Genomic DNA, 16729 nt, shown 5'->3' with positions numbered 1-16729 from the left:
CAAAAATTAGATAATAGCCTACAGACGCTGTTTAAACTGGAAGTACCGGCCCTGTTTAGCGAGCAGATCCGCGTGACTACCTTGCTCAATTATCTGGCCGTTGTCCATGACTATTATCTGATTAAAACGCGCCAGGCCCCGCAGGCGGTGAGTCACCATCAGCACGGTTTTCTCGCGCATCACTTCCGCCAGAAGATGCAGGATCTGGCTTTCGGTGGCCGCATCCAGGCCTTCTGTCGGCTCATCGAGCAGCATCAGCGGCGCATCGTGGAGCAGTGCGCGGGCAATCGCCAGCCGGCGCAGTTCGCCGCCGGATAGCTGGCGCCCGCCTTCCCCCAGCCAGCTGTTCAGTCCGCCATCTTCCAGCAGTTTTTCCAGCCCCACTTTCTCGAGGGTCGCGCAGAGCGCGGTATCGTCAGCGTCTGGCGCCGCCAGCAGCAGGTTGTCGCGCAGCGTAGCGCTGAACAGGTGCACGCGCTGCGGCACCACGCTCATCGCCTGACGCAGGGTGGCTTCGCTGAGCTGGGACAGCGGCTGGTCGTTGAGCAAAATCTCTCCCTGCGTTGGATCCCAGGCCCGGGTGAGGAGTTGCAACAGCGTCGACTTTCCGCAGCCGGTCCGGCCAAGAATGGCGATGTGCTCTCCGGCGGCAATCTGCAGGGAGATATTCTCCAGGGCGGGGGAGGGTTGGTGCGGGTAGCGGAAGGTAACCTGCCTGAAGGTTAAGGCCACCTGCGCAGGCACGCTGGCTTCACCCTCGACGAAAGTGACCTCCGGCTGCTGGTCGGTGATCTGCGAGATCCGCCGTGCGGAGGCGATCACCTGACCTAAATGCTGGAAAGCGCCAGTGACTGGCGCCAGGGCTTCGAAGGCCGCCAGGGCGCAGAAAACAAACAGCGCGATCAGCGCCCCTGGCTGGCTGTTACCCCCGATGCCGGCGGACGCCAGCCAGAGCATGGCCACCACGGCGATGCCGCCGATTAATAGCATTACTGCCTGCGAAAGCGCGGTCAGCTCGGCCTGACGGCGCTGTGCGTCCTGCCAGCTGAGCTCGGTCTTTTCCATTTGCGCGCGGTAGCGGTCGCTGGCGTTAAACACCATCAGCTCTGCCTGGCCCTGCAGCCAGGCAGTGAGCTGTTGGCGATACTGGCCGCGCAACTGCGTCATACTTTCGCCGGCTGGTTTACCTGCGCGATAGAACAGCGGCGGCATAACCAGCAGGGTGACCAGCATGATGCCGCCGAGCGTCAGCGCAAGGGTAACGTCGAGCAGGCTTAATCCGCAGGTGACCACTACAATCACCACCAGCGCGCCGACCAGCGGTGAAATCACCCGCAGGTAGAGATGATCCAGGGTATCGACATCGGCCACCACCCGGTTGAGCAGTTCACCCTGGCGAAAGCGCGCCAGCCCCGCGGGAGAGAGGGGGAGTAGTTTGCTGAAGGTGAAGACGCGCAGGTGCTGCAGCACGCGGAAGGTCGCGTCATGACTGACCAGACGCTCGAAGTAGCGCCCGGCGGTACGGATAATCGCCGCGCCGCGGACGCCCGCGGCAGGCAGCATATAGTTAAAACTGTAGATCCCGGCGACACCCACCACCGCTGAGGCGGAGAGGAACCAGCCGGAGAGCGTCAGCAGGCCGATGCTGGCCAGCAGAGTCACGATGGCCAGCACGACGCCGAGCAGCAGCATCCATTTATGGCGTTTATAGAGCGCCAGATAGGGTAAAAGTGCGCGCATTTAAATCTCCTCCTGACGATGGGCCAGCAGCGCCGAGAAGACCCCACCGGCACGGGCCAGCGTGGCGTAGTCGCCTTGTTCGATAATCTGTCCGTCCTGCATGACCCAGACGGCATCCCAGTCAGCCAGTCCCTCGAGCTGGTGGGTGACCAGCAGCGTGGTTTGCTCGGTGGAGGCATGGGTCAGGGCCTGCATCACCCGCTGTTCGCTATGGGCGTCGAGGCTGGCGGCGGGTTCATCCAGCAACAGCAGGCGGCAGGGCACCAACAGCGCGCGAGCAACCGCGATACGCTGCGCCTGACCTACCGACAGACGACCCGCCTGATCGCCCACGGCGGTATGGATCCCGTCCGGCAACAGGGCGATAAACTCACTGACCCAGGCCTTGTCCAGCGCCAGTCGAAGCTGGGCATCGCTGGCTTCGGGCCATGCCAGCAGCACATTTTCCCGCAGCGTGGCGGCAGGTAGTTGAGGATTCTGTCCCACCCAGCTTAACAGGCGGCGCCAGCGATCGGCGTCCAGTTCGCGCAGCTCCGCGCCGTTCACCTTCAGCGAGCCCTCGTAGGGCAAGAAGCCAAGCAGTGTGTTCAGCAGTGAACTTTTCCCGGAGCCGCTCTGACCGACCAGCACAACGCGTGCGCCAGCAGGCAGTGAAAAGTTAAGCGGCCCGGCCAGGACTTTACCTTCCGGAGAGGTGATCACCAGATCGCGCGCTTCCACGCCAATCAGATCGTTATCATTTAAGGTTTTTTCGCCGCGCTTCAGCTGGGTCAATGGGGTTTCCATAAACGTTTTCAGGCTGTCTGCGGCGCCCACGGCCTGGGCTTTGGCATGGTAGAAAGTGCCCAGGTCACGTAACGGCTGGAAAAATTCCGGCGCGAGGATCAGCGTCAGGAAGCCTGCCATCAGCGTGACGCCCGCGCCATAGTGGCCGAAGTTCAGCTCACCAAGGTAAGAGAAGCCAAAATAGACCGCCACCAGCGCAATGGAGAGGGAGGTGAAAAACTCCAGCACCCCGGAGGAGAGGAAGGCCAGACGCAGGACTTCCATGGTGCGTTGGCGAAAATCCTGCGAGGCGTCGCGAATATTATCGATTTCTGCCTGACCGCGGTGAAAAATACGCAGGGTTTCCATGCCGCGCAGGCGGTCAAGGAAATGGCCGCTCAGGCGGGCCAGCGCCTGGAAGTTACGCCGGTTGGCATCGGCGGCGCCCATCCCGACCAGCGCCATGAAAAGCGGGATCAGCGGGGCGGTGCCGAGGAGGATCAATGCGGCGGCCCAGTTAATCGGGAAAATAGTGATAACGATCAGCAGCGGCACGCAGGTCGCCAGCGTCATCTGGGGCAGGTAGCGCGCATAATAATCGTGCATATCATCGATCTGCTCAAGGATAAGCGTTGCCCAACTGCCGGCCGGTTTGCCCTGGATCCAGGCGGGGCCCGCCTGCTGGAGGCGGTCGAGAACCTGACGGCGAATTTCATAGCGGATATGCTGTCCGGCCTGAAAACCGACCCGCTCACGCAGCCAGACCACCCAGGCGCGCAGCACAAAGACCAGTACCAGCAGCGTCAGCGGCAGCAGCAGGGCGGTTGCCGGAATATTTTCCATCACCATCCGGTGCAGGATCCGCGCCAGGAACCAGGCCTGCGCGACGATCAGCAGACCGCTTGCCACGCCAAGCAGGCGGGAAATCATCAACCAGCGACGGGAGATAATACTTTGCTGTTTTAACCAGCGGGTTAACTCTTGTTGACGGGTTTTATTCATTGCGCGCTTTGCAGGTATCGTTATGGGAATATTGGGCACGGCAATGTTACATCGCGGCAAAAATAAAGGCGACTTTTCGTCGCCTTCTTTACCTTTGTTACTGACTTGTAAAGATTATTTGCAAGCGTCGGCCAAACCGTCCAGGTAACGCTCGGCGTCCAGCGCCGCCATGCAGCCGGTGCCAGCGGAGGTGATCGCCTGACGATAGATATGGTCCATGACATCGCCAGCGGCAAATACGCCCGGGATACTGGTTTGCGTGGCGTTGCCGTGGATCCCGGACTGCACTTTGATATAGCCGTTTTCCAGTTCCAGCTGACCTTCAAAGATGGCGGTGTTCGGGCTGTGGCCAATGGCAACGAACAAGCCTGCCACTTCCAGAGACTCGACGTTGTCGCTGTTTTTGGTATCGCGCAGGCGCAGGCCGCTGACGCCCATCTGGTCGCCGGTCACCTCTTCGAGGGTGCGGTCGGTATGCAGCACGATGTTGCCGCTCGCCACTTTATCCATCAGACGTTTGATGAGGATTTTTTCCGCGCGGAAGGCGTCGCGACGGTGGATCAGATGCACCTCAGAGGCAATATTGGACAGATACAGAGCCTCTTCAACCGCGGTGTTACCGCCGCCGATCACCGCCACTTTCTGATTGCGATAGAAGAATCCGTCACAGGTGGCGCAAGCTGAAACGCCACGGCCTTTAAACGCCTCTTCCGATGGCAGACCGAGGTAGCGCGCCGATGCGCCGGTGGCAATGATCAGCGCATCACAGGTGTACTCACCGCTATCGCCTGTCAGACGGAACGGACGGTTTTGCAGATCGACGCGGCTGATGTGGTCGAAAATAATTTCCGTTTCAAATTTCGTGGCATGTTCGTGCATGCGCTCCATCAGCAGCGGGCCGGTGAGATCGTTAGGATCGCCCGGCCAGTTTTCCACTTCCGTCGTGGTGGTCAGCTGACCGCCTTTTTCCATCCCGGTGATCAGCACCGGCTGCAGGTTGGCGCGTGCGGCATAGACCGCCGCGGTGTATCCCGCAGGTCCAGAACCAAGGATAAGCAGTTTACTGTGTTTGGCTGTGCCCATGAGATCCCCATAATAATTGGCATACATTGGGCAGAGATTGTAGGGAATTTGTTGTCGTAAAAAAAGAGCGCAGCGATTTTGTTAACGATGTGTGCAATAGAAGCGACCGATGAATTGGCGATTTTACCGGCAAAGAATATAACTATTTCTACTGTCAGCGGGACAATTATAAGACGAAAAAATGAGAATCAACCAGGGGGGATGATGAATATCTGGCATCTTGTACTAAAAATCGATGTTTTGCTTTGACAATCCCCTGTGCTTTTGCGAAAACATTCATGGAAGAAGAAAAGCAGTATTTAGCGTGCGGCGAATTTTCATGCACGCAAATGCCATTTTTATCCGGGTTAACGAAATCTACGCATGGTGTGGACAGACGCCATGCGTGATGTCGGTGACTGCCGTCAGGCAACGGGCTTCTCACGTACCCCTGGGTTACCCATTGTCGTACGGGTAATAACAGGATGGGCTCTGGCAGTGAAGGCACAGAGCCGGAACAGGAGTAGGGAAGGAATACAGAGAGACAATAATAATGGTAGATAGCAAGAAGCGCCCTGGCAAAGATCTCGACCGCATTGATCGTAACATCCTGAATGAATTGCAAAAAGATGGGCGAATTTCTAACGTCGAGCTTTCTAAACGGGTGGGACTTTCTCCGACGCCTTGCCTTGAGCGCGTGCGTCGTCTTGAAAGACAGGGTTTTATTCAGGGCTATACGGCGCTGCTCAACCCGCATTATCTGGATGCATCACTTCTGGTATTTGTTGAGATTACTCTGAATCGTGGCGCACCGGATGTGTTTGAGCAATTTAACGCCGCAGTGCAAAAACTTGAAGAAATTCAAGAGTGTCATCTGGTTTCCGGTGATTTCGACTACCTGTTGAAAACCCGCGTACCGGATATGTCAGCGTATCGTAAATTACTGGGCGAGACCTTGCTGCGCCTGCCGGGCGTAAACGACACCCGTACCTACGTGGTGATGGAAGAAGTCAAGCAAAGTAATCGTCTGGTTATTAAGACGCGCTAACACGGAACAGGTGCAAAATCGACGTAGTTTGATTACACTCCTGTTAATCCATACAGCAACAGTGCCGGGGAGACCCGGCGCTGTTGTCCGTTTTAGCAGCAGGCAGGAAACAGCCTGATACCTGGAGAGCCTTTCTTGAGCCAGGAATACACCGAAGACAAAGAAGTCAAACTAACCAAACTCAGCAGCGGGCGCCGACTCCTTGAGGCGATGCTCATCCTTTGCTCCCTCTTCGCCATCTGGCTGATGGCGGCACTACTGAGCTTTAACCCCTCGGATCCAAGCTGGTCGCAGACGGCGTGGCATGAGCCTATTCATAATTTAGGCGGCGCCCCCGGTGCGTGGCTTGCCGATACCCTCTTTTTCATTTTTGGCGTCATGGCCTACACCATCCCGGTCATCATTATTGGCGGATGCTGGTTTGCCTGGCGGCATCAGGAAAACGACGAATACATTGATTATTTCGCCGTTTCCCTGCGTCTCATTGGCGCGTTAGCCCTGATCCTGACCTCCTGCGGTCTGGCAGCCATTAACGCCGATGATATCTGGTACTTTGCCTCGGGCGGAGTGATCGGCAGCCTGCTGAGCACCACGCTGCAACCGCTGCTGCACAGCAGCGGCGGCACCATCGCCCTGTTATGCATCTGGGCGGCTGGCCTGACGCTGTTCACCGGTTGGTCGTGGGTCAGCATTGCGGAAAAACTGGGCGGCGGGATCCTGTCGGTACTCACCTTTGCCAGCAACCGTACCCGTCGCGATGATACCTGGGTCGATGAAGGCGAATACGAAGACGACGATGAAGAGTACGACGACGAAGAGGCGGCAACCCCTCAGGAGTCGCGTCGTGCCCGTATTTTACGCAGCGCGCTGGCGCGACGTAAGCGTCTGGCCGAGAAGTTTACCAACCCCATGGGGCGTAAAACCGACGCGGCGCTTTTCTCCGGCAAACGGATGGATGACGGTGAAGAGGCGGTGCAATACAGCGCCAGCGGTGCGCCTGTCGCCGCCGACGATGTCCTGTTTTCCGGCGCCAGCGCGGCACGTCCCACAGAGGATGATGTGCTGTTCTCCGGCGCCAGCGCCGCGCGCCCTGGAGATTTCGACCCTTACGATCCGTTGCTGAATGGTCATAGTATCGCTGAGCCCGTGGGCGCAGCGGCGGCGGCCACTGCCGCGCCACAGGCGTGGGCTGAATCCGCGGCTGGCCATCAGGGCGCTGCGCCTGCTTATCAGCCGGAAGCGGGTTACCCGCCGCAGGCGTACCAGCCAGAGCCGGCGCCGTATCAGCAGCCGGTTTACGATCCGCATGCTGGTCAGCCGGCGCCGTATCAGCAGCCGGCTTATGCTTCGCATGCTGCTCAGCCTGCGCCGCAGGCGTATCAGCCAGAGCCGGCGCCGTATCAGCAGCCGACTTACGATCCGTATGCCGCTCAGCCTGCGCCGCAGGCGTACCAGCCAGAGTCGGCGCCGTATCAGCAGCCGGCTTATGCTCCGCATGCCGGTCAGCCGGCGCCGCAGGCGTATCAGCCAGAGCCGGCGCCGTATCAGCAGCCGACTTACGATCCGTATGCCGCTCAGCCTGTGCCGCAAGGGTATCAGCCAGAGCCGGCGCCGTATCAGCAGCCGACTTACGATCCGTATGCCGCTCAGCCTGCGCCGCAAGGGTATCAGCCAGAGCCGGCGCCGTATCAGCAGCCGACTTACGATCCGTATGCCGCTCAGCCTGCGCCGCAAGCGTATCAGCCAGAGCCGGCGCCGTATCAGCAGCCGACTTACGATCCGCATGCCGCTCAGCCTGCGCCGCAGGCGTATCAGCCGCAAAGCGCGCCAGTGCCGTCACCGGAGCCAGAACCAGAGGTTGCGCCGGAAGAGGTGAAACGTCCACCGCTCTATTACTTCGAAGAAGTCGAAGAGAAGCGGGCACGTGAACGCGAGCTGCTGGCCTCCTGGTATCAGCCAATTCCGGAGCCGGAAAGTCCGATTGCCACTAAACCGCTGACGCCGCCAGCCTCCTCGTCCAAACCGCCAGTGGAGACAACCGTGGTCTCTGCGGTCGCGGCAGGGGTGCATCAGGCAACGGCCGCCAGCGGCGGCGCGGCGGCGGCAACCTCGGCGACGGCCGCATCCGCTGCGGCTGCGCCATTGTTCAGCCCGGCATCCAGCGGACCGCGGGTCCAGGTGAAAGAAGGTATTGGTCCAAAACTACCGCGACCAAACCGCGTTCGTGTCCCGACGCGTCGGGAGCTGGCCTCTTACGGCATCAAGCTACCGTCGCAACGGGAGGCGGAACAGCGTGCGCGGCAGGCGGAGCGCGACCCCCATTATGACGATGAGCTGCTCTCGGATGAGGAAGCGGATGCTATGGAGCAGGATGAACTGGCTCGCCAGTTCGCCGCCACCCAGCAGCAGCGCTATGGCCATCGCTGGGAAGACGATAACGCGACTGATGACGATGACGCCGACACCGCGGCGGAAGCGGAGCTGGCGCGCCAGTTTGCCGCCACCCAGCAGCAGCGCTACGCCGCTGAGCAGCCGCCGGGCGCTAATCCGTTCTCGCCGGCGGATTATGAATTCTCGCCGATGAAAACGCTGGTCAATGAGGGTCCGAGCGAGCCGCTGTTTACGCCGACGCCGGAAGTCCAGCCGCAACAACCGGCCCCGCACTATCAACAACCGGCCGCCGCTCCGCAACAGGGTTATCAACCTGCGCAGCACCAGCCGGTACACCCTCAGCCAGTGCCGCCGCAGCCTTACCAGACTGCACCGCAGCCCGTGCAGCAGCAACAGCCGGTTGTCCCGCAGGGGCATCAGCCTGCCGCGCCCGCGCCGCAGGAGAGCCTGATCCACCCGCTGCTGATGCGCAATGGCGATAGCCGTCCGCTGCAAAGACCGACCACGCCGTTGCCGTCGCTGGATCTGTTAACCCCACCACCCAGTGAAGTCGAGCCGGTGGATACCTTTGCTCTCGAGCAGATGGCGCGACTGGTGGAAGCACGTCTGGCCGATTTCCGCATTAAAGCGGATGTGGTGAACTACTCGCCGGGGCCGGTGATCACCCGCTTCGAACTGAATCTGGCGCCTGGCGTCAAAGCGGCTCGAATCTCTAACCTGTCACGCGATCTGGCGCGTTCGCTGTCGACGGTTGCCGTGCGCGTGGTGGAAGTGATCCCGGGTAAACCGTATGTCGGTCTTGAGCTGCCGAATAAAAAGCGTCAGACCGTCTATCTGCGTGAAGTGCTCGACAACGCCAAGTTCCGCGATAACCCATCGCCGCTGACCGTGGTGCTGGGTAAAGATATCGCTGGCGACCCGGTGGTAGCTGACCTGGCGAAAATGCCGCACCTGCTGGTTGCCGGTACTACCGGTTCCGGTAAGTCAGTCGGTGTGAACGCCATGATCCTCAGCATGCTCTACAAAGCGCAGCCGGAAGATGTGCGTTTCATCATGATCGACCCGAAAATGCTCGAGCTGTCGGTCTACGAAGGTATTCCGCATCTGCTGACGGAAGTGGTCACCGACATGAAAGACGCCGCCAATGCGCTGCGCTGGAGCGTCAACGAGATGGAGCGCCGCTACAAGCTGATGTCAGCGCTGGGCGTGCGTAACCTGGCGGGCTATAACGAGAAGATCGCCGAGGCCGCGCGCATGGGGCGTCCGATTCCGGATCCGTACTGGAAGCCGGGCGACAGCATGGATGCCGTACATCCGGTGCTGGAAAAACTGCCGTATATCGTGGTGCTGGTGGACGAGTTCGCCGACCTGATGATGACCGTCGGCAAGAAGGTGGAAGAGCTGATTGCCCGTCTGGCGCAAAAAGCGCGTGCGGCGGGGATCCACCTGGTGCTGGCGACGCAGCGTCCGTCGGTAGATGTTATTACCGGCCTGATTAAGGCCAACATTCCGACGCGCATCGCCTTTACCGTGTCGAGTAAAATTGACTCGCGTACCATTCTCGATCAGGGCGGCGCGGAATCGCTGCTGGGTATGGGGGATATGCTTTACTCCGGACCGAACTCTACCACGCCGGTGCGCGTCCACGGGGCATTTGTACGCGACCAGGAAGTCCACGCTGTGGTTCAGGACTGGAAAGCCCGCGGCCGTCCGCAGTACGTCGATGGCATTACCTCCGACAGCGAAAGCGAAGGCGGCGGCGGTGGTTTCGACGGTGGTGAAGAGCTGGACCCGCTGTTCGATCAAGCGGTCAGTTTTGTGACTGAGAAGCGCAAAGCGTCGATTTCCGGGGTCCAGCGTCAGTTCCGCATTGGCTATAACCGTGCAGCACGCATTATCGAACAGATGGAAGCGCAGGGGATCGTCAGCGAACAGGGCCATAACGGTAACCGCGAAGTGCTGGCGCCGCCGCCCTTTGAATGAGTGCAAAGTTGGGTAAATAAGCGCAAAATCAGCCAATTCTTCTGTTCAGCCGCCGTCGGCGGTCCTACATTAGGGACAGAAGAGGCTCCCGCGTCGGGAGTGACGCACATTAAGGAATAACAATGAAAAAACTCGCAATCACCTGTGCATTACTGTCTGGTATGGTCGTCAGCCAGGTCTGGGCAGATGCGGCCAGTGACTTAAAAAGCCGTCTTGATAAAGTGAGCAGCTTCCATGCCAGCTTCACGCAGAAAGTCACCGACGGCAGCGGTAACGCCGTCCAGGACGGACAGGGCGACCTGTGGGTAAAACGTCCGAACCTGTTTAACTGGCATATGACCCAGCCAGATGAAAGCGTTCTTGTCTCGGATGGCAAAACGCTGTGGTTCTACAACCCGTTCGTTGAGCAGGCTACGGCGACCTGGCTGAAAGATGCTACCAGCAACACGCCGTTTATGCTGATTGCCCGCAACCAGTCCAGTGACTGGCAGCAGTACAATATCAAACAAAACGGCGATGATTTTGTGCTGACGCCGAAAAGCGGCAGCGGTAACCTGAAGCAGTTCACGATCAACGTCGGTCGGGACGGCACCATCCATCAGTTCAGCGCCGTCGAGCAGGATGACCAGCGCAGCAGCTATCAGCTGAAGTCGCAGCAGAACGGCGCCGTCGACGCATCTAAGTTCACCTTTACGCCGCCGAAAGGGGTGACGGTGGACGATCAACGTAAGTAGAGGCGAAAGTGAGCAATCTGTCGCTCGATTTTTCCGACAACGCGTTTCAACCTCTGGCCGCTCGCATGCGGCCAGAAAATTTAGCGCAGTATATTGGCCAGCAGCATCTGCTGGCGCCGGGTAAACCCCTGCCGCGGGCGATTGAAGCCGGGCATCTGCATTCAATGATCCTCTGGGGGCCGCCGGGCACCGGCAAGACCACCCTCGCGGAAGTGATTGCCCGCTACGCCAGCGCCGATGTCGAACGGATCTCGGCGGTGACCTCAGGGGTGAAAGAGATTCGCGAGGCTATTGAGCGCGCGAGGCAAAATCGCAACGCCGGCCGGCGGACCATCCTGTTTGTTGACGAAGTGCATCGCTTTAATAAAAGCCAGCAGGATGCCTTTCTGCCCCATATTGAAGACGGCACCATCACTTTTATTGGCGCGACCACCGAAAACCCCTCCTTTGAGCTTAATTCAGCGCTGCTCTCCCGCGCCCGCGTCTACTTACTGAAATCGCTGACCACCGACGATATCGAGCGGGTGCTTGACCAGGCGATGAACGATAAGTCCCGCGGCTACGGGGGGCAGGATATTATTCTGCCGGAAGAGACCCGCAAGGCCATCGCCGAACTGGTGAACGGCGACGCGAGGCGGGCGCTGAATACCCTGGAAATGATGGCTGATATGGCCGAGAGCGATGACTCGGGCAAGCGGGTGCTGAAGGCGGAACTGCTGACCGAGATCGCTGGCGAGCGCAGCGCGCGCTTTGATAACAAAGGCGACCGGTTCTACGATTTGATTTCTGCTCTGCATAAGTCGGTGCGCGGTAGCGCGCCGGATGCGGCACTTTACTGGTATGCGCGGATCATCACCGCCGGCGGCGATCCGCTGTACGTTGCCCGCCGCTGTCTGGCGATAGCCTCGGAAGATGTCGGCAACGCCGACCCACGGGCGATGCAGGTCGCCATTTCGGCGTGGGATTGCTTTACCCGCGTCGGGCCGGCGGAAGGCGAACGGGCGATTGCCCAGGCCATTGTCTATCTGGCCTGCGCGCCGAAAAGTAACGCCGTCTACACCGCCTTTAAAGCGGCGCTGTCCGACGCGCGGGATCGTCCTGACTACGACGTTCCGGTGCATCTGCGCAATGCGCCGACGAAGCTGATGAAAGAGATGGGTTACGGACAGGAGTATCGTTACGCTCATGACGAACCCAACGCCTACGCCGCCGGCGAGCAGTACTTCCCGCAGGAAATGGCGCAAACGCGCTATTATCACCCGACAAACCGGGGGCTTGAGGGCAAAATTGGCGAAAAGCTCGCCTGGCTCGCTGAACAGGATCAAAATAGCCCGATAAAACGCTACCGCTAATTGAGGCGTTGCGGTAAGGTTATTACTCTATTTCCGTGGTCGTAGTCTGCGGCCACTTTTCTTTATTTAATTCGATAAGCACAGGATAAGCATGCTCGATCCCAATCTGCTGCGTACCGAGCCAGACGCAGTCGCAGAAAAACTGGCACGCCGGGGCTTTAAGCTGGATGTAGATAAACTTCGCGCGCTTGAAGAGCGTCGTAAAGTTCTGCAGGTGCAAACGGAAAACCTGCAGGCGGAGCGTAACTCCCGATCGAAATCCATTGGCCAGGCGAAAGCGCGCGGGGAAGACATCGAGCCATTACGCCTGGAAGTGAACAAACTCGGCGAACAGTTGGATGCTGCAAAGTCCGAGCTGGAAACGCTGCTGGCGGAAATTCGCGATATCGCGCTGGCGATCCCGAATATTCCTCATGATGATGTGCCGGTTGGCCGTGACGAAAACGACAACGTTGAAGTCAGCCGCTGGGGCACGCCGCGCCAGTTCGATTTTGAAGTGCGCGATCACGTGACGCTGGGGGAAATGCACGGGGGGCTGGATTTTGCCGCCGCCGTTAAGCTGACTGGTTCGCGTTTTGTGGTGATGAAAGGCCAGCTGGCCCGTCTGCACCGCGCCCTGGCGCAGTTCATGCTGGATCTGCACACCGAACAGCATGGCTATAGCGAAAACTATGTCCCGTACCTGGTGAACCAGGACACGCTGTATGGCACCGGCCAGTTGCCGAAATTCGCTGGCGACCTGTTCCATACTCGTCCGCTGGAAGAAGAAGCCGACAGCAGCAACTACGCGCTGATCCCGACGGCGGAAGTGCCGCTGACCAACCTGGTACGCGATGAAATCATCGACGAAGACGACCTGCCGATCAAAATGACCGCCCATACGCCGTGCTTCCGCTCTGAAGCCGGTTCCTATGGTCGCGACACCCGCGGTCTGATCCGCATGCACCAGTTCGACAAAGTTGAAATGGTGCAGATCGTGCGTCCGGAAGACTCCATGGCCGCGCTGGAAGAGATGACCGGTCACGCCGAGAAAGTGCTGCAGCTGCTGGCTCTGCCGTACCGTAAGGTCGCGCTGTGCACCGGCGATATGGGCTTCAGCGCCTGCAAAACCTACGACCTGGAAGTGTGGGTTCCGGCGCAGAACACCTACCGTGAAATCTCTTCCTGCTCTAACGTCTGGGATTTCCAGGCGCGTCGTATGCAGGCCCGCTGCCGCAGCAAGTCCGACAAGAAGACTCGCCTCGTTCATACTCTGAATGGTTCTGGTCTGGCGGTAGGTCGTACCCTGGTGGCGCTGATGGAAAACTATCAGCAGGCCGATGGCCGTATTGAGATCCCGGAAATTCTGCGCCCGTATATGCGTGGCCTCGAATATATCGGGTAATTTTTTCTTCCTCTCTTTTAAAAGCGCCTGCGGGCGCTTTTTTTACGCCCTTATTGATACCGGGCAATAATCCATTCTACGAATGCAGTGATACTCCCTTTGGATTAAATCAGCATAAAAAACCAATAATATTTCAAAGCAATATATATATGACTATATAGCGCTTTTCAGTTTATTGTGAGCAACCAAAGCGAGTATCCATGAAAATTAAAGCCCCCGATGCTTTACTGGCTGCTGAGGTAAGCCGCCGTGGTCTGATGAAAACCACGGCAATAGGCGGCCTGGCGCTGGCCAGCAACGCACTAACATTACCCTTTACCCGACTGGCGCATGCCGCCGATACGCCGGCACCCGCCAACGAGAAGGTGGTCTGGAGTGCCTGTACCGTCAACTGCGGCAGCCGCTGCCCGCTGCGCATGCACGTGGTGGACGGCGCGATTAAATACGTCGAAACCGATAATACCGGTGACGATAACTATGACGGTTTGCACCAGGTCCGCGCCTGCCTGCGCGGGCGTTCGATGCGCCGCCGCGTCTATAACCCGGATCGCCTGAAGTACCCGATGAAGCGCGTTGGCAAACGCGGGGAAGGGAAATTCGAGCAAATCAGCTGGGAAGAGGCGTTCGATACTATCGCCAGCAATATGCAGCGGCTGATTAAAGAATACGGCAACGAATCCATCTATCTGAACTACGGCACCGGTACGCTCGGCGGCACGCTGACTCGTTCCTGGCCGCCAGGAAAAACGCTGATTGCCCGTCTGATGAACTGCTGCGGCGGTTATCTGAACCACTATGGCGATTACTCTTCGGCGCAGATTGCCGAGGGCCTCAATTATACCTACGGCGGCTGGGCCGACGGCAATAGTCCATCGGATATTGAAAACAGCCAGCTGGTGGTGCTGTTCGGCAATAACCCCGGCGAAACGCGGATGAGCGGCGGCGGGGTGACGTACTACCTTGAGCAGGCGCGGCAGAAATCCAATGCCCGGATGATCATTATCGATCCACGTTATACCGACACCGGCGCCGGACGCGAAGATGAATGGATCCCGATTCGCCCCGGCACCGATGCGGCGCTGGTATCGGGTCTGGCGTGGGTGATGATCACCGAGAATCTGGTCGATCAGCCGTTCCTCGATAAATACTGCGTGGGATACGACGAGAAAACGCTGCCCGCCGATGCGCCAGCCAATGGTCACTACAAAGCTTACATTCTTGGCCAGGGCACGGACGGTATCGCCAAAACGCCGGAGTGGGCCTCGACGGTTACCGGTATTCCGCGCGAACGCATTGTTAAACTGGCGCGCGAAATTGCCACCGCCAAACCGGCCTATATCAGCCAGGGTTGGGGGCCGCAGCGTCACGCCAACGGCGAAATCGCCACCCGGGCTATCTCGATGCTCGCTATCCTGACGGGTAACGTCGGGATCAACGGCGGCAACAGCGGCGCGCGCGAGGGCTCTTACAGCCTGCCCTTTGAGCGCATGCCGACGCTGGAGAATCCGGTTCAGACCAGTATCTCGATGTTTATGTGGACCGACGCTATCGAGCGTGGTCCGGAAATGACCGCGCTGCGCGACGGCGTTCGTGGCAAAGATAAGCTCGACGTGCCGATCAAAATGATCTGGAACTATGCGGGCAATTGCCTGATTAACCAGCACTCAGAGATCAACCGTACCCACGAGATCCTGCAGGACGACAAGAAGTGCGAGATGATCGTAGTCATCGATTGCCATATGACCTCGTCCGCGAAATACGCCGATATTCTGCTGCCGGACTGCACCGCCTCCGAGCAGATGGATTTCGCGCTGGATGCCTCCTGCGGCAACATGTCCTACGTCATCTTTGCCGATCAGGCCATCAAGCCGCGTTTCGAATGCAAAACTATCTATGAGATGACCACCGAGCTGGCAAAACGCCTCGGTGTGGAGCAGCAGTTTACCGAAGGCCGTACCCAGGAAGGCTGGATGCGCCATCTGTATGAGCAGTCGCAGAAAGCGATTCCCGATCTGCCAGATTTCGACACCTTCCGCCAGCAGGGCATTTATAAGCAGCGCGATCCGCAAGGACACCATGTGGCCTACAAAGCCTTCCGCGAGGATCCGCAGGCCAATCCGCTGACCACGCCGTCGGGCAAGATCGAAATCTACTCGCAGGCGCTGGCGAAAATCGCGGCTACCTGGGAACTCCCGGAAGGGGATGTTATCGATCCACTGCCGATCTACACCCCGGGCTTCGAAAACTACAACGATCCATTGACGGCGAAATACCCGCTACAGCTGACCGGCTTCCACTATAAATCGCGCGTTCACTCAACTTACGGCAACGTCGATGTACTGAAGGCCGCCTGTCGGCAGGAGATGTGGATTAACCCGATCGACGCGAAGCAACGCGGCATTGCCAACGGCGATCGCATTCGCATCTTCAACGACCGCGGAGAAGTGCATATTGAAGCGAAGGTGACGCCGCGCATGATGCCGGGCGTTGTCGCGCTGGGGGAAGGGGCCTGGTATAACCCGGACGCTTCACGGGTGGATCAGGCGGGCAGCATTAACGTGCTGACCACCCAGCGTCCGTCGCCGCTGGCGAAGGGGAACCCGTCGCATACCAACCTCGTCCAGGTTGAGAAGCTGTAAGGAGTAACCGATGACAACTCAGTATGGATTTTTTATTGATTCCGCCCGTTGCACCGGTTGCAAGACCTGCGAACTGGCCTGTAAGGATTACAAGAACCTGACCCCGGAGGTCAGCTTCCGCCGCATCTATGAGTATGCCGGTGGCGACTGGCAGGAGGATAACGGTGTCTGGAATCAGAACGTTTTTGCTTATTACCTCTCCATCGCCTGTAACCACTGCGAAGATCCGGCCTGCACCAAGGTCTGTCCGAGCGGGGCAATGCACAAGCGTGAAGATGGTTTTGTCGTGGTCAACGAAGAGGTGTGCATTGGCTGCCGTTACTGCCATATGGCCTGCCCGTACGGCGCCCCGCAGTACAACGCCGACAAGGGCCACATGACCAAGTGCGACGGTTGCCATGAGCGCGTCGCCGAGGGGAAAAAGCCGATCTGCGTCGAGTCCTGCCCGCTGCGGGCGCTTGATTTCGGGCCGATTGCCGAGCTGCGCGCTAAGCATGGCCAGCTGGCCGCGGTAGCCCCGCTGCCGTCGGCGCACTTTACCAGGCCGAGTATCGTTATTAAACCTAACGCCAATGCCCGGCCGTGTGGCGATACCACCGGTTACCTGGCGAATCCGAAGGAGGTGTGAG

The 16729-nt window shown here is 58.9% G+C and carries 10 protein-coding genes; 7 read left to right on the top strand and 3 right to left on the bottom strand.

The features are described 5' to 3' along the window. Window positions 1–18: 18 nt before the first annotated feature. From cydC to trxB, 3 genes are all read right to left on the bottom strand, one after another. Window positions 19–1740 (bottom strand): heme ABC transporter ATP-binding protein/permease CydC, encoded by a 1722-nt coding sequence (cydC, locus tag R0140_RS18505; RefSeq protein ID WP_032739423.1) that lies wholly within the window; start codon window positions 1738–1740, stop codon window positions 19–21. Then, window positions 1741–3507, bottom strand: coding sequence for a heme ABC transporter permease/ATP-binding protein CydD (gene cydD / locus R0140_RS18500; RefSeq protein WP_032739424.1), 1767 nt, complete (start codon window positions 3505–3507; stop codon window positions 1741–1743). A gap of 114 nt (window positions 3508–3621) precedes the next feature. Beyond that, window positions 3622–4590, bottom strand: coding sequence for a thioredoxin-disulfide reductase (gene trxB / locus R0140_RS18495; RefSeq protein ID WP_032739426.1), 969 nt, complete (start codon window positions 4588–4590; stop codon window positions 3622–3624). 532 nt (window positions 4591–5122) lie between these two features. On the opposite strand from trxB, the gene lrp reads away from it, so the two are divergent. The 7 genes from lrp (at window position 5123) to R0140_RS18460 (ending at window position 16728) form a co-directional block, all read left to right on the top strand. Continuing rightward, a complete protein-coding gene (gene lrp, locus R0140_RS18490) occupies window positions 5123–5617 on the top strand; it encodes a leucine-responsive transcriptional regulator Lrp (protein ID WP_000228469.1) in 495 nt (164 codons plus the stop codon). A 135-nt stretch (window positions 5618–5752) separates the two neighbouring features. Further along, window positions 5753–9991 carry a DNA translocase FtsK gene (gene ftsK, locus R0140_RS18485; protein WP_046878717.1) on the top strand — a complete coding sequence of 1413 codons (4239 nt, stop codon included), beginning with the start codon at window positions 5753–5755 and terminating at the stop codon, window positions 9989–9991. 122 nt (window positions 9992–10113) lie between these two features. Next, window positions 10114–10725, top strand: a complete 612-nt coding sequence (gene lolA, locus R0140_RS18480) for an outer membrane lipoprotein periplasmic chaperone LolA (RefSeq protein WP_004201368.1) — start codon at window positions 10114–10116, stop codon at window positions 10723–10725. Between the two features lie 8 nt (window positions 10726–10733). Beyond that, on the top strand, window positions 10734–12077 hold the full coding sequence (gene rarA / locus R0140_RS18475; protein WP_012542326.1) for a replication-associated recombination protein RarA: 1344 nt from the start codon (window positions 10734–10736) through the stop codon (window positions 12075–12077). Between the two features lie 91 nt (window positions 12078–12168). Then, entirely contained in the window at window positions 12169–13461 is a 1293-nt protein-coding gene (gene serS, locus R0140_RS18470) for a serine--tRNA ligase (protein WP_032739434.1), read from the top strand. A 200-nt stretch (window positions 13462–13661) separates the two neighbouring features. Then, window positions 13662–16100: a dimethylsulfoxide reductase subunit A gene (dmsA, locus tag R0140_RS18465; protein ID WP_032739436.1), complete on the top strand. Its 2439-nt coding sequence runs from the start codon at window positions 13662–13664 to the stop codon at window positions 16098–16100. A 10-nt stretch (window positions 16101–16110) separates the two neighbouring features. Continuing rightward, on the top strand, window positions 16111–16728 hold the full coding sequence (locus R0140_RS18460) for a DMSO/selenate family reductase complex B subunit (protein WP_004201375.1): 618 nt from the start codon (window positions 16111–16113) through the stop codon (window positions 16726–16728). The last annotated feature ends 1 nt before the right edge of the window (window position 16729 follow it).

The sequence above is a fragment of the Klebsiella sp. w6 genome, from assembly GCF_033100215.1.
In the GTDB taxonomy this organism is placed as follows: domain Bacteria; phylum Pseudomonadota; class Gammaproteobacteria; order Enterobacterales; family Enterobacteriaceae; genus Klebsiella; species Klebsiella variicola.
Note: the sequence above shows the minus strand (reverse complement) of the source record. Positions and strands in the feature narration are given on the sequence as shown.

Coding starts and splice junctions, on each gene's coding strand:
- R0140_RS18460 (WP_004201375.1), top strand. CDS start 16,111: ATGACAACTCAGTATGGATTTTTTATTGATTCCGCCCGTTGCACCGGT.
- lrp (WP_000228469.1), top strand. CDS start 5,123: ATGGTAGATAGCAAGAAGCGCCCTGGCAAAGATCTCGACCGCATTGAT.
- serS (WP_032739434.1), top strand. CDS start 12,169: ATGCTCGATCCCAATCTGCTGCGTACCGAGCCAGACGCAGTCGCAGAA.
- cydD (WP_032739424.1), bottom strand. CDS start 3,507: ATGAATAAAACCCGTCAACAAGAGTTAACCCGCTGGTTAAAACAGCAA.
- trxB (WP_032739426.1), bottom strand. CDS start 4,590: ATGGGCACAGCCAAACACAGTAAACTGCTTATCCTTGGTTCTGGACCT.
- lolA (WP_004201368.1), top strand. CDS start 10,114: ATGAAAAAACTCGCAATCACCTGTGCATTACTGTCTGGTATGGTCGTC.
- dmsA (WP_032739436.1), top strand. CDS start 13,662: ATGAAAATTAAAGCCCCCGATGCTTTACTGGCTGCTGAGGTAAGCCGC.
- cydC (WP_032739423.1), bottom strand. CDS start 1,740: ATGCGCGCACTTTTACCCTATCTGGCGCTCTATAAACGCCATAAATGG.